The 23,596-nt window shown below is 45.4% G+C and carries 19 protein-coding genes and 1 pseudogene; 16 read left to right on the forward strand and 4 right to left on the reverse strand.

Annotation, left to right across the window (positions count from 1 at the left end):
• Positions 1 to 18 precede the first annotated feature (18 nt).
• The 16 genes and pseudogenes from pheA (at position 19) to HUX64_RS07095 (ending at position 20,715) form a co-directional block, all read left to right on the forward strand.
• Positions 19 to 1,104, forward strand: a complete 1,086-nt coding sequence (gene pheA / locus HUX64_RS07020) for a prephenate dehydratase (protein ID WP_174625528.1) — start codon at positions 19 to 21, stop codon at positions 1,102 to 1,104.
• A 32-nt stretch (positions 1,105 to 1,136) separates the two neighbouring features.
• A complete protein-coding gene (gene hisC / locus HUX64_RS07025; RefSeq protein WP_174625529.1) occupies positions 1,137 to 2,249 on the forward strand; it encodes a histidinol-phosphate transaminase in 1,113 nt (370 codons plus the stop codon).
• Entirely contained in the window at positions 2,242 to 4,437 is a 2,196-nt protein-coding gene (locus tag HUX64_RS07030; RefSeq protein WP_174625530.1) for a bifunctional prephenate dehydrogenase/3-phosphoshikimate 1-carboxyvinyltransferase, read from the forward strand. The genes hisC and HUX64_RS07030 overlap by 8 nt, the downstream gene beginning before the upstream one ends.
• Positions 4,437 to 5,093, forward strand: a complete 657-nt coding sequence (gene cmk / locus HUX64_RS07035; RefSeq protein ID WP_425484250.1) for a (d)CMP kinase — start codon at positions 4,437 to 4,439, stop codon at positions 5,091 to 5,093. Before HUX64_RS07030 ends, cmk begins: the two co-directional genes overlap by 1 nt.
• A gap of 100 nt (positions 5,094 to 5,193) precedes the next feature.
• Entirely contained in the window at positions 5,194 to 6,855 is a 1,662-nt protein-coding gene (gene rpsA, locus HUX64_RS07040; RefSeq protein WP_174625532.1) for a 30S ribosomal protein S1, read from the forward strand.
• Positions 6,856 to 6,916: 61 nt separating this feature from the next.
• A pseudogene (locus HUX64_RS07045) lies at positions 6,917 to 7,225 on the forward strand (integration host factor subunit beta); the annotation flags it as partial.
• A gap of 236 nt (positions 7,226 to 7,461) precedes the next feature.
• Positions 7,462 to 7,695, forward strand: a complete 234-nt coding sequence (locus tag HUX64_RS07050) for a FeoA family protein (RefSeq protein ID WP_174625547.1) — start codon at positions 7,462 to 7,464, stop codon at positions 7,693 to 7,695.
• The gene (gene feoB / locus HUX64_RS07055; protein ID WP_174625534.1) at positions 7,695 to 10,034 is read left to right on the forward strand and encodes a Fe(2+) transporter permease subunit FeoB; all 2,340 of its coding nucleotides are present in this window, start codon (positions 7,695 to 7,697) and stop codon (positions 10,032 to 10,034) included. The genes HUX64_RS07050 and feoB overlap by 1 nt, the downstream gene beginning before the upstream one ends.
• Positions 10,021 to 10,248, forward strand: a complete 228-nt coding sequence (locus tag HUX64_RS07060; RefSeq protein ID WP_174625535.1) for a FeoC-like transcriptional regulator — start codon at positions 10,021 to 10,023, stop codon at positions 10,246 to 10,248. Before feoB ends, HUX64_RS07060 begins: the two co-directional genes overlap by 14 nt.
• Before the next feature lie 73 nt (positions 10,249 to 10,321).
• Positions 10,322 to 11,983: an ATP-binding protein gene (locus tag HUX64_RS07065; protein ID WP_174625536.1), complete on the forward strand. Its 1,662-nt coding sequence runs from the start codon at positions 10,322 to 10,324 to the stop codon at positions 11,981 to 11,983.
• Between the two features lie 419 nt (positions 11,984 to 12,402).
• Complete coding sequence (locus HUX64_RS07070; protein ID WP_246246938.1) at positions 12,403 to 12,627, forward strand: OadG family protein; 225 nt, start codon at positions 12,403 to 12,405, stop codon at positions 12,625 to 12,627.
• A 134-nt stretch (positions 12,628 to 12,761) separates the two neighbouring features.
• Positions 12,762 to 14,540, forward strand: a complete 1,779-nt coding sequence (oadA, locus tag HUX64_RS07075; protein WP_174625538.1) for a sodium-extruding oxaloacetate decarboxylase subunit alpha — start codon at positions 12,762 to 12,764, stop codon at positions 14,538 to 14,540.
• A 40-nt stretch (positions 14,541 to 14,580) separates the two neighbouring features.
• Complete coding sequence (locus tag HUX64_RS07080; RefSeq protein WP_174625539.1) at positions 14,581 to 15,708, forward strand: sodium ion-translocating decarboxylase subunit beta; 1,128 nt, start codon at positions 14,581 to 14,583, stop codon at positions 15,706 to 15,708.
• An 83-nt stretch (positions 15,709 to 15,791) separates the two neighbouring features.
• Complete coding sequence (locus HUX64_RS07085) at positions 15,792 to 17,015, forward strand: alanine--glyoxylate aminotransferase family protein (protein WP_174625540.1); 1,224 nt, start codon at positions 15,792 to 15,794, stop codon at positions 17,013 to 17,015.
• A gap of 177 nt (positions 17,016 to 17,192) precedes the next feature.
• Complete coding sequence (locus tag HUX64_RS07090) at positions 17,193 to 19,382, forward strand: glycoside hydrolase family 3 N-terminal domain-containing protein (RefSeq protein WP_246246939.1); 2,190 nt, start codon at positions 17,193 to 17,195, stop codon at positions 19,380 to 19,382.
• A 13-nt stretch (positions 19,383 to 19,395) separates the two neighbouring features.
• A complete protein-coding gene (locus tag HUX64_RS07095; protein ID WP_174625541.1) occupies positions 19,396 to 20,715 on the forward strand; it encodes a sugar MFS transporter in 1,320 nt (439 codons plus the stop codon).
• A 173-nt stretch (positions 20,716 to 20,888) separates the two neighbouring features.
• Here the strand turns inward: HUX64_RS07095 and HUX64_RS07100 are convergent, their stop codons facing one another.
• The 4 genes from HUX64_RS07100 to HUX64_RS07115 form a co-directional block, all read right to left on the reverse strand.
• Entirely contained in the window at positions 20,889 to 21,038 is a 150-nt protein-coding gene (locus HUX64_RS07100) for a lmo0937 family membrane protein (protein ID WP_174625542.1), read from the reverse strand.
• A gap of 250 nt (positions 21,039 to 21,288) precedes the next feature.
• On the reverse strand, positions 21,289 to 22,407 hold the full coding sequence (locus tag HUX64_RS07105) for a DUF1207 domain-containing protein (protein ID WP_174625543.1): 1,119 nt from the start codon (positions 22,405 to 22,407) through the stop codon (positions 21,289 to 21,291).
• The gene (locus HUX64_RS07110) at positions 22,407 to 23,000 is read right to left on the reverse strand and encodes a BON domain-containing protein (protein WP_174625544.1); all 594 of its coding nucleotides are present in this window, start codon (positions 22,998 to 23,000) and stop codon (positions 22,407 to 22,409) included. The genes HUX64_RS07105 and HUX64_RS07110 overlap by 1 nt, the downstream gene beginning before the upstream one ends.
• Positions 23,001 to 23,107: 107 nt before the next feature.
• A complete protein-coding gene (locus tag HUX64_RS07115) occupies positions 23,108 to 23,266 on the reverse strand; it encodes a DUF3309 family protein (RefSeq protein WP_174625545.1) in 159 nt (52 codons plus the stop codon).
• Between the last annotated feature and the right edge of the window lie 330 nt (positions 23,267 to 23,596).

Consider the following 23,596-nt stretch of genomic DNA (forward strand, 5'->3'; position numbering starts at 1 on the left):
ATTTATAACACAGCAGCAATGACCTTCATAACTCCCCTTTGTGAATTAAGAGAAAAAATTGATGCTATCGATCAGCAGATACTGCAATTGATCAACCAGCGTGCTTCATATGCGATAGAGGTTGCCAGAACCAAAATTGCCGAAGGTGAGCAAGGAACTTTTTACCGCCCTGACCGCGAGTCATTAATTTTGAGGCGGATTATAGAGCTAAACCCCGGGCCATTGTCCAATTATACGGCGGTACGTTTTTTCAAAGAATTAATGTCCGCCTGCCTGTCACTGGAAAAGCCGATGGAAATCGCTTTTTTAGGGCCTGAGGGCACTTTTACCCAGCAAGCAGCCATCAAGCATTTCGGACATTCGGTCAATACCGTGCCTGCTGCTACGATAAACGAGATTTTTAATTCGGTAGAGATCGGCAGCTCACACTTTGGCGTGGTTCCTGTTGAAAATTCCACCGAAGGTGTAATTAGCCATACATTGGACAGATTTTTAATTTCAACCTTGAAAATTTGCGGTGAAGTTGAAATCCGGGTGCATCAAAATCTGATGGGGCAAGTAGAAAATTTGGACCAGGTCACGGATGTTTTTTCTCACCAGCAATCACTAGCCCAGTGCCGGCAGTGGCTTGATAAACATTTGCCGCATGCCCGGCGCAACGCCGTTAGCAGCAATGCTGAAGCAGCACGGTTGGCAGCAGCCGATAAACAGACAGTCGCTATTGCCGGTATAATGGCGGCTGAAGTTTATAATTTGAATATTCTGGAAAAAAATATCGAGGATGAACCGCATAATACCACCCGTTTTATTATTATCGGACCCCAGGCAGTTTGTCCTACAGGCAACGATAAAACCTCACTGGTCGTCTCTACCGGCAATCAGCCTGGCGCCCTGCATCAGATACTTGAACCGTTCGCCCTGGCCGGAATCGGAATGGTTCATATTGAATCCAGACCGTCACGCCAGGGCTTGTGGGATTATGTCTTTTTCATCGATATTGAAGGTCATAGCGATGATAAAAACGTCGCCGAAGCCCTGGAAATATTAAAAGGCAGGGTTAATATGATCAAGTTGTTGGGATCTTATCCCAAGGCAGTTCTTTAAAACGTCCGTATTAATCCTTTCTGCATAAAATAATGAACAGTGCCGATAAAATTTACCACCTCGCCATACCGGGGGTTCAACAGCTTATACCCTATAAACCCGGAAAACCGATTGAAGAGCTGGAGCGTGAGTTTGGACTTACCCGAGTTATTAAACTGGCGTCTAACGAAAATCCTTTGGGTCCCGGGAAAAAAGCACTGGCTGCCATTCAGTCAATTCTTAAGGATATGGCCTTGTATCCCGATGGGAGCGGCTTTGGTTTAAAACACGCACTAGCTGTCAAATATGCTGTCGAGTCGGATCAAATTACTTTAGGGAATGGTTCCAATGAAATTCTGGAGCTGGCGGCAAGGGCATTTTTAACACCCGGACTTGAAGTCATTTTTTCACAGCATGCCTTTGCCGTGTATCCGATAGTAACTCAAGCAGTGGGTGCTACGGCGGTTGTTGTCACGGCTGTGAAGTACGGTCATGACCTTGAGGCAATGCTGGAAAGTGTGACTGAAAAAACCCGAATAGTATTTATTGCCAATCCCAATAATCCAACCGGCACATTATTGAGCCAAACAGCTTTGGAAAGTTTTATAAGCGCCTTGCCCGAAAGCTGTGTGTGTGTGCTTGATGAGGCTTACTTTGAGTTTGTCAGCAGTGCTGAGCCTATCGATTCCATAGATTGGTTGAAAACATACCCGAATCTAATCATTACTCGTACGTTTTCAAAAGCATACGGGCTCGCCGGCTTGAGGGTAGGGTATGGTCTATCCAGTCCGCAAATCGCCGATATCCTGAACCGGGTGCGGCAGCCGTTTAATAATAACGCCCTGGCTTTGGCCGCAGCAGAAGCGGCGCTGACTGATAGTGAACATTTGCAGCAAACGATCGCAACTAACGCACGGGGCATGGAGCAACTAACCGATGGTTTTAAAAATCTCGGTCTGGAATGGATTCCCTCAGCGGGGAATTTTGTTCTGGTTGATTTAAAGCGGCTGGCACAGCCTGTTTATGAGGCTTTATTACGAAAAGGGGTCATAGTCAGGCCGGTAGCTAATTATGGATTACCCAATCATTTGCGAATCAGCATAGGCACACATGAAGAAAACCGGCTATTTCTCAAGGCCCTAACTGACAGTTTGCAAGATGTTTAACCGGCTTTGTATTATCGGAGTTGGTTTGATTGGCGGCTCCATCGCCAAAGCAGTTCGACAGCAAAATTTATGCAAGTCTATTGTTGGCTATGGCCGCCAGCAGGACCTGAAAAATCTGCAGGCCGCCAAACACTTGGCTGTCATTGATGAATATTATCTGAATGCTGAACAGGCGCTTGGAAACGCTGACTGTGTGGTAATTGCAACGCCGGTCGGTGCAATCGGCGATATTTTTGCTTTGCTTAAGCCTTTCTGGTCAAAAAGCGTTGTTTATACTGACGTAGGGAGCACCAAAGGCAATGTGGTTGCAGCAGCCAAGCGGATTTTCGCAGCTGTGCCTGATAACCTGGTGCTCACCCACCCCATTGCCGGAGCCGAACAAAGCGGCGTAGAAGCATGCACTGCAGATTTATTTTTAAATAAGCGCCTGATTGTTACGCCCGTAGCTAACACTAATCCAGAAACAGTGCAAAAAGTTCAGCGCTTCTGGGAGCAGCTAGGTTCAGTGGTATCGCTGATGAGTGTCGGACGTCATGATAGCGTATTGGCTGCAACCAGTCATTTGCCTCATATTCTGGCCTTTTCACTCGTGAATATGCTGGGCCATAAAGACGAACATAACGATATTTTCAAATATGCTGCAGGCGGCTTCAGGGATTTTACCCGTATTGCCTCCAGTGACCCGACTATGTGGCGGGACATTTGTTCAGCTAATAAAAATGAAATTATTCCTTTAATTCAACAATTGAAAGAAGAGCTTGATAACATCCAACAAACCCTGAAAAATGATAATAATCAGCAGCTTTTTGAAACTTTCAGTTATGCCCGAAATGCCCGGCAACGCTTTCTTGATCAGTTCGAAAACCCTATGTCAAAATCATTAACATTCACTATTCAGCCAGGCGGAAAATTACAGGGCGAGGCTCGCGTGCCCGGCGATAAATCCATCTCGCATCGTTCAATTATGCTGGGTTCACTGACCGAAGGCGTTACTCATGTAAAAGGTTTTCTTGAAGCAGAAGATGCGTTGGCGACCTTGCAAGCCTTTCGTGATATGGGCGTTGAAATCGAGGGGCCGGTCAATGGCGAACTGACTATTCATGGCGTGGGCAAGCATGGTTTAAAAGCACCGAAAAATGACTTGTATCTTGGCAACTCAGGTACTTCAATGCGCTTATTGAGCGGATTATTGGCCGGACAATCATTCAATTCAGTATTAACCGGGGACACATCGCTATCCGGCAGACCTATGAAGCGAGTCACGGAACCTTTAGCGGCCATGGGTGCCAATATAAAAGCTACGGCTCAAGGCACTGCGCCGCTGCATATCACCGGAACAGCAGGGCGGCTTACCGGAATTGATTATGCCATGCCGATGGCAAGCGCTCAGGTCAAATCGTGTTTATTGCTAGCAGGCATGTACGCACAAGGTGTCACCAGCGTGACGGAACCGGCACCTACCCGGGATCATACTGAGCGAATGCTATCCGGGTTTGCCTATCCGGTAAAGAAGCAAGGCAATAAAGTAAGTATTAGTGCCGAGGGAATTCTAAAAGCGGTGGATATTGATGTGCCCGGAGATATTTCCTCAGCCGCTTTTTTTCTAGTCGGCGCATCCATTGCGCCCGGCTCCGATCTTTTATTAAAACATGTCGGCATTAACCCTACCCGAACCGGTGTCATTGATATTCTCAGATTGATGGGGGCGAATATTAAAGTTCTCAATGAGCGTATCGTGGGAGGGGAGCCGGTAGCCGATTTGCATGTGCTGCACAGTGCGCTGAAAGGCATAGATATTCCCGAAGCACTGGTGCCGCTTGCAATTGATGAATTTCCCGTATTATTTGTAGCTGCAGCTTGCGCTGAAGGACAAACGCGACTATCAGGTGCAGAAGAGCTTCGAGTAAAAGAATCCGACCGGATTCAGGTAATGGCAGAGGGCCTACAGGTAGTGGGAATAAAGGCACAGCCTACTAGGGATGGCATGATTATCCAGGGCGGATCAATCGGCGGCGGTATAGTGACATCGCATGGCGATCACCGGATTGCCATGGCATTTTCAATCGCAGGATTGCGCGCTGCAGCGCCAATTACTATTCTCGATTGTGAAAATGTAAACACATCATTCCCGGAGTTTAAAGATTTGGTGAAACAATTAGGGCTGGATCTGGTCTGTGAGACGTGTTGATGAGCATACCGGTTTTGACCATTGACGGTCCCAGTGGTGCGGGCAAAGGCACTGTAAGCAGGGCGGTAGCGAAAAAACTGGGATGGAATTATCTGGATAGCGGTTCAATATATCGTGCATTGGCGATTGCCCTGCAAAAACAGACTATTAATTTGGCCGATGAATTGGCTATTGCAACAGTAGCGCAATCAATGGCGTTAGAATTTGATTGCGGCGAGGAATTTTTAGTTAAGCTGGATGGCGTCAATATTACCGATCAGTTAGCTCTGGAAAGTACGGGGAATATCGCCTCAATCATTGCCGCGTTTCCGGAAGTCAGGCGGGTTCTGGTGCAAAAACAAAGGAATTTCAAACAGCTGCCTGGCCTGGTTGCAGACGGACGAGATATGGGAACTGTTATTTTTCCTGAAGCTGAAATAAAAGTGTTTTTAACGGCCAGTGCAGCGAAAAGAGCCGGAAGACGATATAAACAGTTGATAGAAAAAGGAATAGATGCTAACCTTTACACTATAATAAAGGAAATAGAAGAACGTGATCGCCGCGATATGGAGCGTAAAACCGCACCATTGGTTATGGCGAGTGATGCGTTTTATATTGATTCTTCTGAAATGACAATAAACTCTGTGATTGAAGAAGTGCTGAATTTAATCCATTAAGGATTTATATATGGCCGCCTGAAGTAGCTTCTTGTCGGTTTTTTTTAACTTTGATAAAGAAAAGGCTAGTTCGAGTTTTAACTGGCCTGGGAAAAAAGAAATGAGCGAAAGCTTTGCAGAATTATTTGAAGAAAGTCTAACCAAGACCGAAATGCGGCCTGGCGCCATGTTAACGGGTACCGTTATTGATATCGAAAACGATATGATAATAGTCAGTACTCAATCCAAATCAGAGGGCGTCATTCCCAAATGGCAGTTTCTAAATAACTATGGCGAACTGGAAGTCGAGATTGGCGACCAGGTTGAAGTCGCCCTTGATTTATTTGAAGACGGTTTAGGTGCTACTCTTCTTTCCCGGGATAAAGCCAAGAAAAACAAGGCCTGGTCTGAACTGGAAAATGCTTTTGAAAAAGCAGCAACAATTACTGGTCGTATTACCGGTAAAGTTCGCGGCGGTTTCACTGTAGCTGTGGGTGCGTTGCGGGCCTTTTTACCCGGTTCACTGGTTGATGTTCGTCCCATTCGGGATACTACTTTCCTGGAAAATCGGGATCTTGAATTCAAAGTTATAAAAATTGATCAAAAGCGCAATAATGTCGTTTTGTCGCGCCGCGCCGTAGTAGAAAAAGAATACAGCGCAGAAAGAGAAGAATTACTGAAAACCCTGGAAGAAGGCGCCATTGTTACCGGTGTAGTAAAAAATCTCACTGATTACGGTGCATTCATTGACCTTGGCGGCATTGACGGTCTTCTGCATATTACCGATATGGCATGGCGCCGCGTTCGTCATCCTTCCGAGTGCGTTGAAATTGGTCAGGAAATCAAAGTTAAAGTTCTGAAATACGACAAGGAGAAAAATCGTGTTTCGTTAGGCATGAAGCAAATTGGTGAAGATCCATGGCAAAATATTGCCCGCCGCTACCCTGCAGGTACACGCGTATTCGGTAAGGTAAATAATCTTACTGATTACGGCTGCTTTGTTGAGATTGAAGAAGGCGTGGAAGGTCTGGTGCATGTTTCGGAAATGGACTGGACTAATAAAAACGTTAATCCTTCCAAACTGGTCCAACTGGGTGATGAAGTCGAAATTATGGTATTGGAAATCGATGAGGAGCGTCGTCGTATTTCTTTAGGCATGAAACAATGCAAACCCAATCCTTGGGATGAATTTGCGGCTACCCATAATAAAGGCGACAAAATTTCTGGAAAAATCAAATCAATCACAGACTTTGGGATTTTCATCGGTCTGGAAGGCGGTATTGATGGTCTGGTTCATATGTCTGATATTTCCTGGGCTGATGATGGTGAGGCCTCAGTGCGGGACTTTAAAAAGGGGGATGAAGTGGAAACAGTTATCCTGGCGGTTGACTCCGAACGCGAGCGTATTTCTTTAGGCATCAAACAGCTTGAACAGGATCCGTTTCAGAACTTCCTTGCTACTCATGAAAAAGGCAGTCTGGTTAAAGGAACTATAAAAGAAGTGGATGCCAAGGGCGCAGTTGTTACTCTGGCTGATAATGTTGAAGGTTACTTGCGGGCTTCTGAAATTCAGCGTGATCGCGTTGAAGATGCCCGTACCTTATTAAAAGAAGGAGATAAGCTTCAAGCCAAATTTATTGGCATTGATAAGAAAAGCAAATCAATTTCATTATCCATCAAAGCTAAAGACCACGACGAAGAATCTCACGCTATTAAAGATTATTCTCAACATTCCCCGGGTACACCCACATTAGGCGATATCTTTAAACAGATGGAAAAATAAAATTCCGGAAGAGGGATAGACTGCTGTATATCCCTCTCATTATTCGTTTTTACAGGATAGTAAAATGACCAAATCCGAATTAATTGAAGCGCTTGCCAAGCAACAACCTCATCTGGCATTGAAGGATGTAGAACTGGCGGTAAAATGCATCATCGAAAAAATGAATCAGGCATTATCTTCCGGCGAAAGAATTGAGATTAGAGGTTTTGGAAGCTTTTCTCTGCATCTGCGTCCTCTCCGTATTGGCCGGAATCCCAAAACCGGCGAGTCTGTCGTATTATCCAAAAAATATGTCCCGTATTTTAAGCCAGGCAAAGAACTTCGAGATCGAGTCGATGCGTCTGGAGAAAAATTCAAAATAGTTGATTAATTCCTAATTCTGTATCGCTCCACTTTTTAATTCCCTGCCTCCGAAGATTGCGTTAAACGCTATTCTTAACCCCCTTTCATCTTATCGTGATAATACGGTTAGGGTGAATATTAATATTTTAAAGAAATTAAACAACTTCTTGTTTTAAAAACTCGGAGTTATATGATATAGTCATTTTTAATGAGAATGATTATTGATTGCTTTCCGGTTGTTTTTTATTACAGGGTTAATGCATGATGGCTATAAGCTTAAAAAATCTGGCTGTTGGCGATTTAGGGAAAATAGTGGGCTTTGATAAATCAGGCAAAGCTTATCGCAAACGACTGTTGGCTATGGGCTTGACGCCAGGAACAGAGTTCAGCATTACCCGGTATGCCCCTATGGGAGATCCTGTGGAAATCAAATTGCGCGGCTTTTCACTAACCCTGCGTAAAGCTGAAGCTGCAATAGTTTTGATAGAGAAGCTTTGATGAAAACTGATTTTATTGTCGGCGTTGTCGGAAATCCCAACTGCGGCAAAACTACTCTTTTTAATGCGCTAACTGGAGCCAGACAAAATGTGGGGAACTGGCCTGGTGTCACGGTTGAAAAAAAAACCGGTGAATATTCCTTTGCCAACAAAAGTATCGAATTAGTAGATTTACCGGGCACTTATTCATTAGAAGCTGCCGATGACCAGGTATCATTAGATGAGAAAGTTGCACGGGATTATGTTGCCTCCGGGAATGCCGACTTAATCCTCAATATTATTGATGCCTCGAATATAGAACGGAATCTTTATTTAACTTCGCAGCTCATAGAAATGCGCGTGCCGATGATACTGGTTCTCAATATGATGGATACCGTCAAGCAACGCGGCATTAAAATTGATATTGATTTTCTCAGCTTGCATTTGGGTTGCCCCGTTATTCCTATCATTGCCTCAACCAAGGCCGGCTTAGACAGTTTAAAATCGGCAATTAACAGTTCGGCTGTTACCAAGTCTATCCCAACGGCAAAAATTAACTATCCGCTGTCCCTGGAAAAAGCCATTCAGGATATTTCACCGTTGGTGAGTGAAACCGCAAATCAGCATGGATGCGACCAGCGTTGGCTTGCAATTCGGCTATTAGAAGACGATACCCTTGCCAGACAAATTGCTGGAAAAAATATATTACCCCATGTTTTAGAATTACAACAGAGGATTGAAGCTGAAACGGATGATGAAATCGATATCCTTGCTGCCGATGCCCGTTATGGATTTGTAAACGAGTTAACCCGCGGCGCTGTTTGCAAACTGACTGAAATTGGCCGGCATGCTACCGATAAAATTGACAGCATTGTATTGAACCGCTTTCTGGGCATTCCTGTTTTTCTATTGGTCATGTATGCGATGTTTATGTTTACCATTAATATTGGCAGCGCCTTTGTCGATTTTTTTGATCAATCGATAGGCGCCTTATTGGTCGATGGCTTGAGTCTAATGCTGACAACATTGAACTGGCCTCAGTGGCTGATTGTATTGATAGCGAATGGAATGGGCGGCGGAATTCAGGTTGTAGCTACTTTCATTCCCATTGTCGGCTTTTTATTTTTGTTTCTATCCGCACTGGAAGATTCAGGTTATATGTCCAGGGCCGCTTTCGTCATGGATAGGTTCATGCGTATGATAGGTTTGCCGGGAAAATCCTTTGTGCCGATGATAGTGGGTTTCGGTTGTAATGTCCCGGCAATTATGGCGACGCGCACGCTTGAGAATCACCGGGACAGGATACTTACCAACCTGATGAATCCTTTTATGTCCTGCGGCGCCAGGTTGCCGGTTTATGCTTTATTCGCAGCCGCCTTTTTTCCGGTGGGAGGTCAAAACCTGGTTTTTGGGTTATATATTCTGGGCATACTGGTGGCTGTACTGACGGGTTTGATAATGCGCCATACGATGTTTAAAGGCGAGTCAGCCCCGTTTATTATGGAATTGCCCGCTTACCATATGCCGACATTGCGCGGGGTTTTTATGAGAAGCTGGGATCGGCTTAAGTCATTTATATTTAATGCCGGAAAAGTTATTGTACCGATGGTGCTGGCGTTAAATTTTCTTAATGCGCTGGGTACAGATGGCACATTTGGACGGGAAAACAGCAATAAATCCGTATTAAGCGAGATTGGCAGAGGCTTGACGCCGGCTTTTAAACCCATGGGCATTGAAAAAGATAACTGGCCGGCGACGGTAGGTATTTTTACCGGTGTGCTGGCCAAAGAAGCTGTCGTAGGCACTCTTGATGCCCTGTATAGCCAATTAGCCATTCCCGATTCGGTTAACTCAAATAAAACTTCTTTTAATCTAAAAGAGTCCTTAATCAAGGCTTGTTTAACAGTGCCTGAGAATCTACGCGCTGTCGCTGATAATCTTTTAGATCCCTTTGGTCTTAATATCGGTACTGTCAACGATATGGCTTCTGCTGCGGGTGAGCAGGAGGTCAATGCCGGCACATTCACAGCAATGCAGCTTAGTTTTAATGGTAAAGCCGGCGCTTTTGCCTATCTGTTATTCATTCTGCTCTATGCGCCTTGTGTAGCCGCCACCGCTGCGATATACAGGGAAACCAATTTGGGCTGGACTTTATTTGTGGTGCTCTGGACTACCGGCATTGCCTACATGACTTCCATTATTTTTTATCAGGCAATGACTTATAGTCTGCATCCAGAATACTCTTTAGTGTGGATAACAGGATTAGTAATTGCTTTTTTATTAGTTTTATTCGGCTTGTGGTTAATCGGGAAAAATACGGGCGCCAAACATATTCAGGAGTCGTTGGGTGATTTTATCTGATTTAAGAAGCTATTTAAAACAACAACACAGAGTTGCTCTGGCAGATTTAGTCAATCATTTCGCGATGGATGCCGATGCTCTGCGCGGCATGCTGGGCAAATGGATCAGCAAAGGCAATGTTCGCAAATTATCCACCGGAGCCTCTTGCGGCACCCGTTGCTGTAAATGTAATCCGGCTTTAACAGAGCTTTATGAATGGATAGATAAAGCCTGATTGATATTTCTGACGTTTCAATCGCTTGAAATTGGTCTAAGCTTATTACAAATTCCTCAAGCTTAGGTCAAAAATGTCCGCACAACTACCCAGTATACTGATAGGCTATTTATCTGAAGTCCGTGGTGATGGCATGGAGGCCAGAATGGCTGAAGAACACTCAAACGAAACACCTATAATTAAAATAGGTGATGAGGAAATCCTGGCCGGTCACATAGGTTCGTATGTTATTATCCGGCAAGCGAATATTGGTGTTTTAGCGCTTGTGTTCAAGATGTGGGAAAAAGACCGCTTTGATACTGTCGATATGCGCAAAACAGATCGTTTTATTTCCCTGGTCCCGGTAGGTGAGATTCAGGAAAACGGTACTTTTGTTCGCGGCGTGCGCCATTATCCGACGCCGGGCGCTAAAGTGTATGCTGTAGGCATGGAAGAAATCAACGCCATTTTCTCAAAATTCAGGGATTATAAATTTTTCATCGGCCAATTATCTTCGCATAAAGACTATCATTTAAGCCTTGACCCCCGCGCGCTTTTCGGACGACATTTTGCTATTGTCGGACAATCCGGTTCGGGTAAATCCTGGACTGTCACCAGTCTGATTCAAAATACCATAAAAGCCATGCCCAAAAGCCATATCATCATGCTGGACTTGCATGGCGAATATTGCTGGAAAGATGATAAAGACGTGTTGCAATCGGCGTTTCCGGGCGAACTGGTCAATTATGTCGATGCTATGGAAATGGAAATGCCATACTGGATGATGACGTATGCCGAACTGGTGGATTTATTTATAGACCGCAGGGACCACGGCGCTTCTACGCAGATGTCATTTATGCGTGAAGTGTTGCAGCAACTCAAGCGCAAGGAAGCCAAACAAATCGGCTTGGCTAGCGTTTCCATCGATACGCCCATCTACTTTTCTTTAGCAGAAGTGTATATGCAATTTAAGGCGGCTAACGAAGAAAGAAAAGATTTCGGCAAAGTGCAGGGGGCTTTATTCGGACAATTTGATGAATTCCTGATCAGGATGCAAAGCAGGTTCAATGATGTCCGTTATGACTTTTTACTGAAACCAAAAATTCGTAATAACTCTGCAAGCATGGCTGATTTATTGCGCCAGTTTATCGGGTTGGGCGTTAAAAAAGCCAATATCACAGTGGTTGACTTAAGCTCTGTGCCCACCGATGTCAGGCCCGCCGTTTCCGCTCAGGTTGGCCGCCTAGCCTACGAATTTAATTATTGGAATCCTCAGCGGCGCGACTTTCCGATTACCCTGATTTGTGAAGAAGCCCATGCCTATATTCCCCGGGAAAAAGGCGGGCAGTTTGAGGGCACAAAAAAAATGATGGAACGGATCGCTAAAGAAGGCCGTAAATATGGAGTTTCCATAGGCGCTGTCAGTCAACGGCCCACTGAATTATCTGAAACGATGCTTGCCCAATGCAGTTCTTTTATCTGTCTGCGTACCACCAACCCGGATGACCAGGCGTATATCAGAGGATTAGTCCCGGAAGCTGAGGGTGATTTAACCGATATACTGACTTCACTGGGAAGAGGGGAAGCACTGGTATTAGGCGAGGCCGCGCCCTTACCTACGCGGGTGCAGATTTACCGGCCGAATCCCGAGCCGAAAAGTAATGATGTGGATTATTTTACCAGCTGGCGGGAAGGGCCGGATGACCTGAATGTAGAAGAAATAGTCAATCTATGGAGAACTCAAACCAGAAAATAAAATTATATGGCTACTGGCTACTGAACGATTAACCCTGGTTATAAAACCCTCCCATGCCTTTCCTGATTCACCCTTTACCTGGAGCTGATTGACGTTGTAAGCGGCAATGGTCCCAGTTTGTGCTTCATTATAAAGCGGGTGTTAACTCTCTAATCTCGCCTCACTTTCAGTTTTAAGGTATTGGTTATTAATCGTCTAATCCATATTTAAATATGGATTTAAACACAAAGATAATTTTATCGCCCCTGAATAAAGTTAAAACAGTTAGATTAGTGATAGCAATAAGTGAATATTGATGTTAATTATAAAAATAGTCAAATTCAATTATCTTTAATTTGTTTAGTCGCGGTGTTTTATGGATAATGCCTAATAGTTTCAGGTTAATAATCCTTATAGCAGTTTTAAAGATGACAGAGCTGATGAGTAGCGGTATAGAAATAATGGTTGCAGGAATGGGCATTGTATTTTTGTTTTTGGCAATGCTGGTAGTCTCGATAAATATTATGTCCTCGCTTGTGCACCGCTATTTTCCTGACCCAACCTTACTATCTCCAGTGGCTCGGGATATAAAAAGCACTTCTGATCAAAGTCTCATCGCCGCGATTACAGTAGCGGTGCATCAGTATCGAAGCAAATATAAATAAATTTATAATTTTGGGCGAATGTAATTCTAATTTTTTGCCCTGTATTGTGCTATATAGCATGAACCTACGCCGTCTATCAATAAACCCAAAGGTTAATAATCAAGGCCTTTAAAGGTTCGCGGAGAAAATACAAGATGGCCTCAGATATAAACAAGCCTTTAGCTATCACTGAAGTTGTGCTGCGTGATGCGCATCAATCAATTTTGGCAACCCGCCTGCGCATCGAAGATATGCTGCCCATTTGCGAAAAGCTGGATCAGATCGGTTACTGGTCGGTTGAATCATGGGGCGGAGCGACTTTTGATGCCTGTATCCGTTATTTGGGCGAGGATCCTTGGGAAAGGCTTCGCTTACTAAAGGCTGCGATGCCCAAGACACCTCAGCAAATGCTGCTTCGCGGCCAAAATATTTTGGGTTATCGTCATTATGCCGATGATGTCGTTGATAAGTTTATAGAACGCAGTGTTATTAATGGGATTGATGTATTTCGTATTTTCGATGCCATGAACGATATGCGCAACATTGAACACGCGGTAAAAGCCGTACTGCATACCGATGCCCATGCACAGGGCACTATTTCCTATACTACCAGTCCGGTGCATACCATGGATGTGTGGGTAAATCTCGGCAAACAGATTGAAGATATGGGCGCGCATTCCATCTGCATCAAAGATATGGCCGGTTTGCTCAAACCGTACGATGCCTTTGAATTGGTTACACGGCTGAAAAAAAGCACCAATATTCCAATACACATGCAGTGCCATGCCACTACCGGCTTGAGTGTCCCCAGTATTATTAAAGCCGCCGAAGCGGGTATAGATAATGTCGATACCGCTATTTCATCGTTGAGTATGACCTATGGCCACAGTCCTACCGAAACTATCGTTGCCAGTCTGGAGGGCAGCCACCGCGATACCGGTCTGGATCTCGTCAAGCTTGAAGAAATCGCTGTTTATTTCCGGGAAGTCCGTAAAAAATATGCCCAGTATGAGGGTAGTCTGAAGGGTGTGGATGGGCGTATTTTAATTGCCCAGGTACCGGGCGGTATGCTGACCAACCTGGAAAGCCAATTGAAAGAACAGGGTGCAGCCGATAAGTTTGATGATGTGATGAAGGAAATCCCACGCGTACGCGAAGATTTGGGCTTTATTCCGTTGGTCACTCCCACTTCGCAGATAGTGGGCACCCAAGCTGTCATCAATGTGATGAATGGAGAGCGTTATAAAACTATCACCAAGGAAGCAGCCGGAGTATTGAAAGGCGAATACGGCACAACCCCTGCGCCGGTAAATACACAATTGCAAAACAGGGTGCTTGAAGGGGCGCAACCGATCACCTGTCGTCCGGCAGATCTTATAGAGCCGGAAATGGCCCGGCTGATTACCGAGGTGGAAAAAAAAGCCCAAGCCGAAGGCATTAAGCTTTCGGATAATATAGAAGAGGACGCGTTAATCAACGGCATGTTTGCTCAAGTCGGCTGGAAATTCCTGGTCAACCGGAATAATCCGGATCTATTTGAGCCGGCGCCGAATGGGGAAGCCCTTGCTACGGCTAAAGCACCTAGATCAGAGAGTCCAGTCGAAACCTACACGGTTAATGTCGACGGCAGAAATTTTAACGTCTCTGTAGGACCCGGCGGCTCGACGCTGTCAGTTCAGCCGGCTTCGGCAAGTGCTGCCTTTGTAACCCCTGCTGCCAGCAGTGGTACTGCTGTTGAGGCGCCGATGGCGGGCAACATACTGAAAATCCTGGTTAGTGTGGGCAGTAGCGTGGCCAAGGGTGAGGTTGTTGTGCTCATGGAAGCGATGAAAATGGAAACCGAAGTACGGGCTAAAGTTGCCGGTATCGTCAGTGCTGTCAATGTCAAGGAAGGCGGAGCAGTCGCCAGTGGCGACATTCTGGTTTTTTTATAATACTGCATTAAACCGCCGCCTAACTCAATAAGAGACAGTTATGGAAAATCTCCTTTCACTCTGGCAAAGCACCGGCCTCTATAACTTTTCCGGCGGCCAGGCTTTCATGATGATTATCGGTTTTGTGCTGCTGTTTCTCGCCATCAAAAAAGGTTTTGAACCCTTGCTGTTATTGCCCATAGGATTTGGCGCCATACTCAGTAATATTCCTGTCGCCGGTATCGCTGAAGAAGGCGGGATTTTGTATTACCTGTATTTCGGTATTAAAACCGGCATTTTCCCGTTACTAATTTTCATGGGTGTGGGCGCAATGACCGATTTTGGTCCGATGCTGGCTAATCCAAAAACCTTGTTATTAGGCGCGGCGGCGCAATTTGGTATTTTTGCATCGCTGCTGGGAGCCCTGGCGCTTAATATCATACCGGGGCTTGAATTCACCCTGAAAGATGCCGCCGCGATTGGGATTATTGGCGGGGCTGATGGCCCGACCGCTATTTATGTGGCCTCAAAGCTGTCGCCGGATCTACTAGGTGCAATTGCGGTAGCGGCTTATTCCTATATGGCGCTGGTGCCTTTGATTCAGCCTCCGATCATGCGCGCACTGACTACGGAAGAGGAACGCAAAATTGAAATGCAGCAAATGCGTATGGTAAGCAGGACCGAAAAAATAGTTTTTCCATTGATGCTGCTTTTTCTTACCGTTTTACTGCTGCCTTCCGCTACACCCTTGATGGGTATGTTTGCTTTGGGTAATTTGATGAGCGCCTGCGGTGTTGTCGAACGTCTCAGCCAAACCGCGCAAAATGAACTGATCAATATCGTTACTATTTTCTTAGGGCTGTCGGTAGGATCAAAGCTAAGCGCCGAAGCTTTTCTGCAATTCAAGACCCTGGGCATCTTGACGCTGGGCGCCATCGCCTTTGCTATCGGTACAGCATCCGGAGTTATCATGGCCAAGATCATGAATAAACTCAGCAGCACTCCTGTTAACCCGTTGATTGGCGCGGCCGGCGTATCTGCAGTGCCTATGGCGGCGCGGGTTGCCAATAAAGTAGGGCTGGAGAGCAACCCCCACAATTTTCTGTTGATGCATGCGATGGGCCCTAATGTCGCGGGCGTAATTGGGTCTGCGGTAGCGGCCGGGGTTCTGTTAAATTTGATTAACTAACAGCCATTAAGGATAATGGCTGTTAGTTAATCCCCTTGTTTGTCGATACGGTAGTTTGCTTCACAATTAATCAGGAGATTTTAATGACTATTTATCCGGCTTTGGAAATTCCGAACACGCTAGCTGCAGGTCCCGGCCCAGGAAATACAGATCCAAGAGTACTGGAAAGGCTTTGTAAAACGGGCGTTGCCGACCACATGCAAGCCGATGTTTTACGCGGCATGATTGAAGCCAAAGAAATGCTGCGCGCGGTTTTCGGTACCCAAAATATTTATACCTATGGCGTTGGCGGCACCGGTTTCAGCGGTCTTGACTGTGTATTAAGCCTGATCTTGCCCGGCGATAAGGTGGTGGCATTTATGAATGGCACTTTCAGTGGTATTGATAGCTTAACCATTCGCATGAAAGCAGCTACGCTTGCTGAATTAGCCGCCGATCCGCTCAACCCAAAACCTGCCGGCGTAACAATTGTTGAGGTGCCGCACGGCCAGTCTGTTACAGGTAAGCTCGTTGATGAAGCATTAGCCCTGCATAAACCCATGTGGGCGTTTATGGCGCACTGGGAGACAGGCAGTGGACGGATCAATGACCTGCAAGGCTTTAATGATGCCTGTGCCAAATATGGCGTAATGGGTATTGTCGATGCAGTTTCAAGCCTTGGCATTGCTGATTACCGTATCGATGATTATCCGGCTGTTGTCGCATGGGCTTCCTGTCCGCAAAAAGGCATAATGAGCCTGCCTTTAACTTACGCGCCTGTCAGTTTTAAAGATGAAGCGATTCAGCTACTGGCCGGACGCGGTTGTTACACCTATGTACACCATCCCATTCTCGAGGCCCGGCATTGGGGTATTGTTGGGGGCAAAGACGTCGCTACCGGTACCTACCATCGCACCCACTCAGGTTATGCGGTTGCCGCCTTTCACGAAGCATTACGCTTGCTGCTGACGCACACGGTGAAACAAAAAGCGCTTGATTATGCTTACCATGAGAAGGCCTTCAGACAGGCTGTTACTGCAATGGGCTGTGAAGTCACCTCCAACATGACCAGCCTTATTGTATTTAATTTGCCGGCTAAACTTGCCGGATCGGAGAAAGATCTGGTGGCAAAGTGTCGTGCAGAAGGCTTTGGGATATGGACAACACTGTCTGAACCTGTTCAAATGCGCATTGGTATCCTGAATCAGTTGACGGTTGATGCCATTACCGAGATTGTCAGCCGATTTGCTGACGCTATGATTAATAAGGGCGCCGAATTCAATAAAGATCAGGTTATGGAGGGTCTTAAAGCCTATTACGCTGGGTAGGGTTTTATTATACTTTCAGGATCCGGTGAGCTCCCGTCGAGTAGTTAAATTTTTGTTATTGTCGAGATGGCTGAGGCAGAAGTATAACGAAAAGGCTTAAACCCTAATCGAAGAAAACAAGTGCAGCCAAAAAATTCCATTTTTATCCTTAGCCTTTTTCTCCTATTCGGATGTTCCGTGAATATACCCATACTCCACAACGGCATAGCTAATAAAATAGAGAATCTTTTGTCGCAAATGACCCTCGAAGAAAAAGTAGGACAGATGACTCTGATTGATGCCAGTGTTGTCACTGTTGGAGAAGAACAGAAGGCCGACAATCCCATTGACCAAGCCAAACTGGAAGAAGCTATAGTTAATCGCCATGTCGGTGCCATTCTTAATACGCCCTATACGCCTCATAATAAAGCACAGTCTGTTGAGACCTGGCGAAAAATAATCAGTTCCATACAAAAAACGTCGGGAAAGTCCAGGTTAAAAATCCCGGTGTTATATGGAATTGATGCGATTCACGGTGCAACCTACATAAAAAATGCTGTGTTATTTCCACAAGCCATTAACATGGCCGCTACCTTCAATCCGGAATTGAGCACTAGAGAGGGGGAAATTACGGCAAGAGAAATACGCACTGCCGGTCTGCAATGGAATTTCTATCCCGTGATGGATATTGGCCGGCAACCGCTATGGCCGCGCTTGTGGGAGACTTACGGCGAAGATGTGCACTTGGCGGCCGTGCTGGGGACAGCTTACATTAAAGGCCATCAAGGCGATGATTTTTCGGCTCCCGATAAAGCCTCCACGTGTTTAAAGCACTATGTCGGCTACAGTTTTCCCATTAACGGGAAAGATCGCACCCCTGCCTGGATTGGCGAGCGAATGCTGCGCGAATATTTTCTGCCTGAGTTTGAAGTCGGCGTGAAGGCAGGCTCACCCACCGTTATGGTTAATTCAGGGGAAGTCGACGGTATTCCGGGGCATGCAAATTATCACTATCTAACCACGATTTTGCGTGGCGAACTGGACTTTCAAGGCTTCACCGTTTCCGACTGGGAAGACATCAAACGTCTTTATACGCGGGACAAGTTAGCCGCTACGCCCAGGGAAGCGGTAAAAATAGCTGTGATGGCGGGCGTTGACATGAGTATGGTGCCGTTTGATTTTTCTTTTTATGACTTATTGATTGACCTGGTCAAATCGGGAGAAGTGCCGATTTCACGGATAGATGAAGCAGTCTCGAGAATCCTTACGGTAAAATATCAGGCAGGATTATTTGAAGCTAAACCGCACTCTTTTTATGAAGAAAGCCCTGTACAACTTGCAGAGGCAGCGGAAACCAACCGCCAAGCGGCGCGCGAGTCTATTGTTCTGGCAAAAAATGCCAACCATATTCTTCCGCTCAAAAAATCAGCCCGCATTTTGGTGACCGGCCCTACCGCCAATCTGTTGAGCGTTATGAATGGCGGCTGGACTATAACCTGGCAGGGCGATGATGAAAGCTTGTATCCTAAAGACAAGTTAACGGTTCTGGAAGCTTTGCAGCAAAAATCAACAGGCAAAGTTACCTATGTGGGTGGAAAATATTTTGATGAAAAAATAAATGTGCAAAAAGCCGTAGAGGAAGCTAAAAATCACGACATTATATTACTTTGTCTCGGAGAGAAACCGTATACAGAAACAATAGGCAATATTAACTCTTTAGCTCTCGATCAAGCGCAAATTAATCTGGCCCAGGCGATGATCGCTACCCAAAAACCGGTGATTCTGCTAATGCTGGGCGGTCGACCGCGTATTATTTCTGAAATTGCTGAACAGTCCGCGGGAGTTATTTTAGGCTTTTTGCCGGGCATGGAAGGGGGCGGAGCGATAGCAGATATTTTATATGGCTACTATAACCCCAATGGCAAATTGCCGATTTCCTATCCAAGGCATACGAATGGCATTACCCCGTATGATTACAAACCCATCGAATCCTTTGAACTTAATACCTATAATCCCTTATATCCCTTTGGCCATGGCTTAAGTTATACCACCTTCCAGACCAGCGGATTGAAGGTGGAAAAAGATAAAATTACCAGGGGAGAAAATATAAATATTGCCGTGAATGTTAAAAATACCGGCTCATTTAAAGGCCAGGAAACGGTTTTGCTTTATTTAAACGATGTTGCAGCTTCCGTATCCAGGCCCAATAAGCAGCTGAAGGCCTTTAAAAAAGTCGATCTTGATCCGGGACAAGATGAAAACTTGAGCTTTACCCTGACTCCGCATGATTTGTCATTTATTGGCGTTGATCTTAAGCGAATTGTCGAGCCAGGTGAATTTAAAGTGATGGTTGGCAAGGAAACGGTCAATTTTTCTGTAACAAGATAGTAGCCCGGCAACAATGAAGACAAATACGGCCAAGCCGATAATTACCGCTAGTAACTTATCGGCTGGTTTCGATAAAAATTGCACTACGGTTCCCTTAACCGCCTTAACGTTTCTGTTTTTTATCTGGGGTTTTATAACCGCTTTAAATGATATTTTAATTCCACATTTAAAAGCGGTATTCATCTTAAATTATACGCAGGCAATGTTGGTTCAATTCTGCTTTTTTACCGCCTATTTTGTGGTTTCCATTCCAAGCGGCTTTCTGGTTGAAAAAATCGGTTACAAAGGCGGAATAATTATAGGATTATCCATAGCGGGCATGGGTTGCTTATTATTTTATCCTGCTGCAGGCAGGCCCTCCTATCCTCTCTTTTTAGCGGCTTTTTTTGTTCTGGCATCAGGAATAACTTTATTGCAGGTTGCCGCAAATCCCTATGTCACTGTTTTAGGGAAACCTGAAACTGCGGCAAGCCGGTTAACATTGACCCAGGCGTTTAATTCACTGGGCACGACGATTGCTCCTTATTTTGGCGCCTTGTTTATTCTTTCCACGGCTGTTAAAACTGCGGATGAATTAACCTTATTAAACGCTGCGGAATTATCCGCTTATCAGGCGGCGCAGGCGGCTGCAGTACAAAGTCCTTATTTGCTGCTTGCGGCGGTTTTATTTTTTATTGCCGTAATTTTTGCCCTCCTTACCCTACCTGACATTAATGCGGCCGGACAGCCCTCAGCATCTGTAAAAGGATATAGCGATGATGATCATCAAAACGCCTGGAGTTATAAACACCTCGTCTTGGGAGCCATTGGCATTTTTGTTTATGTCGGCAGCGAAGTGGCTATTGGCAGCTTTCTTATTAATTTTCTGGGGGAACCTGCTATTGCCGGACTGAATGAGCAAGAGGCTGGAAAATATATTTCCTTTTATTGGGGCGGCGCTATGGCAGGCAGGTTTGCCGGTGCGGCTATCATGCAAAAAACCCGGCCCGGCAAGACTCTTGCTTTTAATGCGGTAACAGCAGCTCTTTTAGTGTTAACGGCCATAATCAGCAGTGGGCGAATCGCCATGTGGGCTCTTCTGGCAGTCGGCCTGTTTAACTCCATCATGTTTCCCACTATCTTTTCACTCGCGGTTAACGGCTTGGGAAAACACACGGGGCAGGGTTCGGGCATTTTATGCGCAGCCATTGTCGGCGGGGCCGTTATTCCTGTTGTGCAAGGCCTGTTTGCGGACCGGATCGGCATCCAGCAGGCTTTTTTTATCCCGGTTCTGGGTTATTTATATATCGCTTATTATGGCTGGCAAGGCCATAAGCTTTCGGCCATTGAATAAGTGAAAAAGCTTACGACATTGAAAAAACTATAAATAAAGTCCGTTCCGTAGAGATTGAAACTTAAAAATATCTCATTTAAGCAATTTTGATGCGCCGGCAACATCAGCTACAAGAGGCAAATGCTACTACCGCATCACATTGCTCTATTACTCTATAAGTTTTTCTTTTATTGCTAAACAGGACTTCGGCCTTGAATAACACGAACCAATATCACCACGATCGCAACGACCAACAGAACATGAATAAATCCGCCCAATGTATACGAAGAGACCAGGCCCAGTATCCAAAGGATGATTAAGACAACCGCTATAGTTTCAAGCATTTTCTTCTCCGGCAGAGGTCGCCATATGACGACAAGTTAATTAAATAGCCGGCAACCTAATGCCAGCAAATCAGGCAGCCAGGGCCATCAAGTACTAAAATTCGAACGGTCAGTCCCAAGCTGAATTCATTAACATATTTTAAACTTTCTGAAGTACTATGCTTCCTTATTGTTCTTGTAAAAAACTCGGCGGCTATTTTATTTTAGCTTCCTGGCAGGTGCTTTGATCTACTGTCATTACTGGCCTTTGTTAAAAGTGGAAATGAGCCCCTAAGCCGAAATACTCGATTTTTTCGTTATAGAACTGGCCGCTTGGAGAATGACCGTTAAAATATTCCGCTAAAATCTGTAGATTTCGACCCAACACATTTAAGCTATCAAATTGGACACCTGCTCTCGCAGAGATGTCGGTGCTCCAGTTATTCTGTTCAAAATTCTTGAAGTCAGCCGCCGCTACCGGCCGCATCATGGCAAAGTCCATGCGCCAGGGACTTCTGAACTCGATGCCGTATTGTGCAGACCAAGGCTTTAGTGATGAAGGCTCGCGATGAAATAAACCGCCGCCGCCGCCATAAAGCCTGACGCCGTAGGGGAGCTCATAAGAAAGTCTAAGGTCAGCGCCTTCATAGCTGAGATTGACGCGCTGAATTCTGGTGCGCAGTAAAAACTCGTCCCCAAGATGTGAGCTTTGATGATAGATACGGCCAAAAGCCGAGAATTCCCCAACCCGCAGACTGGAATATGCCGAGGCGATAAAGTCAGTATTAATGAGATCAGATGATGGAGCATCCCAATTGAAGTCACTAAATACCCCGGCCTGGATTCCGGCTTCCCATTGTGCTGTGGCTCGCCCAAGGCCGAAACTACTGCGGTAAAAAGGGATGGTCTCGCCGAAACTGACCGTTGCTATATTGGTTCCATCAAAACCGCCGCCATTATAATAATGATAGGCTGCTGAAAAATGAGCCCATCGAGGATCGGCCAGCAAAGGCTTGAAAAGATGGCCTGTAGGTAGCAGACCCGTTGGTAAAAGCACTGATCCGCTCGTCATTGCAGCTTGATCAACTACTGCTGCATCAGTTGATGAAGAGTCAGGCTGATGGCTATCGGGAGTTTCTATGCCGGTAACACCGGGAATAGCCGATAATACTTCAAGGACTTTCGTCGGGTCAGTATTTTCCAAATTGCTTCGAGGCAAGGTAATAATGCCCTTATGCACACTTAAAGATGGCTCACTGATTTTAAACTCGCGCTGTAAAACACCTGTGGCATAGCCAGCAATATAGGCATCCTCGTGGATAACATTATCGGCAAGACAAATACCCGGCAAGAGTAGTCCAATAACCTGGAAAAATCTCAGCAAATACATCACCTTTTATCCGGTACTGCACTGACAACCAGATTATTTTCTACTGATTTTACACCTTTAACATTACGCGCGATTTGCAAGGCTCTATCTATGCTTTGCTGGGAGTCAACCGCACCGCTTAAGCTTGCGACACCACCCACGGTTGTTACACTAATCTGGGTGGACTTGAGCAAGGGATCGGCCAGAAATTCAGTTTTTATTTTAGTGGTAATAACTGAATCATTGACCACATTTTCCGCGGATTGAGTTTTTGTCCCTATTGATTCTTTGGTTTTTTCAGCCGATTCCTCAATGGTATCTTTGGCTTTTTCTCCAGCTTCCTCGACTCTTTTCTGTTTATATTCCAAATTTTCTTTGGTGGCCTCAGCTGACTTGTCAATATTCTCTTTTGCCTGTTCAGCTCTATCCTCTACGGTTTCCTTGGCACCTTCAAGTTTTTCAGTGGTTCTTTCTGTTGATTCATCAATTTTTTGTTCCGCTTTCTCTTCGGATCCCTGCTGGCAGCCAGCCAATCCCAAAGCAGAGGATAAACACATCACTATAAAAGCTCTTTCCGATATGCTTAAGTGCCTGTACGCATTTTTAGTTTTCATAGATTTATTCCTTAATTATTTGGTTCAGTAATAAGGGTAAGTTATTAAGGTAGGCTATTCCTAACTGCAGACTCATGGTTTGAAGCAAGATTTATATTAAATCCTAATCAGATTCTGCCTAATAAGATCAGCACCAGGAGAATGACCAGTATTAACCCCAGGACTCCACTGGGCCCATAACCCCATGCCCGGCTATATGGCCAGGTGGGAATGACCCCTAATAACATCAAGATAATAATTATTAGTAAAATTGTGCCAACGGACATAATGTGCTCCCGATAAGAAAAATGTCAGGATGTGTAACTTTTTAGTTCAGGCAATGTTCCCAAACCTGGTTTAATTCTAACGACAAAATCCAGTTATCGTCTGTTCGCTGTCGCACATAGCCGCTGTTCCTGATTGAGTAAAATTTTTGCGTAGAAAAAACCCGCTTTAATAGCGGGTTTTTTTATTACTCTATTGGAAGTCGTGCAGGTCAAGCCCTGCCAGTTAATCCAGCCAGACCAGGACCACCCGGCGGTTTTGGGCGCGGCCTGCTTCGGTGCTGTTATCGGCTATTGGCTGCGATTCGCCATAGCCTTTGGCAATCATATGGT

It is taken from the genome of Candidatus Methylobacter favarea, from assembly GCF_902806695.1.
GTDB classification, from domain to species: Bacteria; Pseudomonadota; Gammaproteobacteria; order Methylococcales; family Methylomonadaceae; genus Methylobacter_B; species Methylobacter_B favarea.

Coding starts and splice junctions, on each gene's coding strand:
- pheA (WP_174625528.1), top strand. CDS start 19: ATGACCTTCATAACTCCCCTTTGTGAATTAAGAGAAAAAATTGATGCT.
- hisC (WP_174625529.1), top strand. CDS start 1,137: ATGAACAGTGCCGATAAAATTTACCACCTCGCCATACCGGGGGTTCAA.
- HUX64_RS07030 (WP_174625530.1), top strand. CDS start 2,242: ATGTTTAACCGGCTTTGTATTATCGGAGTTGGTTTGATTGGCGGCTCC.
- cmk (WP_425484250.1), top strand. CDS start 4,437: ATGAGCATACCGGTTTTGACCATTGACGGTCCCAGTGGTGCGGGCAAA.
- rpsA (WP_174625532.1), top strand. CDS start 5,194: ATGAGCGAAAGCTTTGCAGAATTATTTGAAGAAAGTCTAACCAAGACC.
- HUX64_RS07050 (WP_174625547.1), top strand. CDS start 7,462: ATGGCTATAAGCTTAAAAAATCTGGCTGTTGGCGATTTAGGGAAAATA.
- feoB (WP_174625534.1), top strand. CDS start 7,695: ATGAAAACTGATTTTATTGTCGGCGTTGTCGGAAATCCCAACTGCGGC.
- HUX64_RS07065 (WP_174625536.1), top strand. CDS start 10,322: ATGTCCGCACAACTACCCAGTATACTGATAGGCTATTTATCTGAAGTC.
- HUX64_RS07070 (WP_246246938.1), top strand. CDS start 12,403: ATGAGTAGCGGTATAGAAATAATGGTTGCAGGAATGGGCATTGTATTT.
- oadA (WP_174625538.1), top strand. CDS start 12,762: ATGGCCTCAGATATAAACAAGCCTTTAGCTATCACTGAAGTTGTGCTG.
- HUX64_RS07080 (WP_174625539.1), top strand. CDS start 14,581: ATGGAAAATCTCCTTTCACTCTGGCAAAGCACCGGCCTCTATAACTTT.
- HUX64_RS07085 (WP_174625540.1), top strand. CDS start 15,792: ATGACTATTTATCCGGCTTTGGAAATTCCGAACACGCTAGCTGCAGGT.
- HUX64_RS07095 (WP_174625541.1), top strand. CDS start 19,396: ATGAAGACAAATACGGCCAAGCCGATAATTACCGCTAGTAACTTATCG.
- HUX64_RS07100 (WP_174625542.1), bottom strand. CDS start 21,038: ATGCTTGAAACTATAGCGGTTGTCTTAATCATCCTTTGGATACTGGGC.
- HUX64_RS07105 (WP_174625543.1), bottom strand. CDS start 22,407: ATGTATTTGCTGAGATTTTTCCAGGTTATTGGACTACTCTTGCCGGGT.
- HUX64_RS07110 (WP_174625544.1), bottom strand. CDS start 23,000: ATGAAAACTAAAAATGCGTACAGGCACTTAAGCATATCGGAAAGAGCT.
- HUX64_RS07115 (WP_174625545.1), bottom strand. CDS start 23,266: ATGTCCGTTGGCACAATTTTACTAATAATTATTATCTTGATGTTATTA.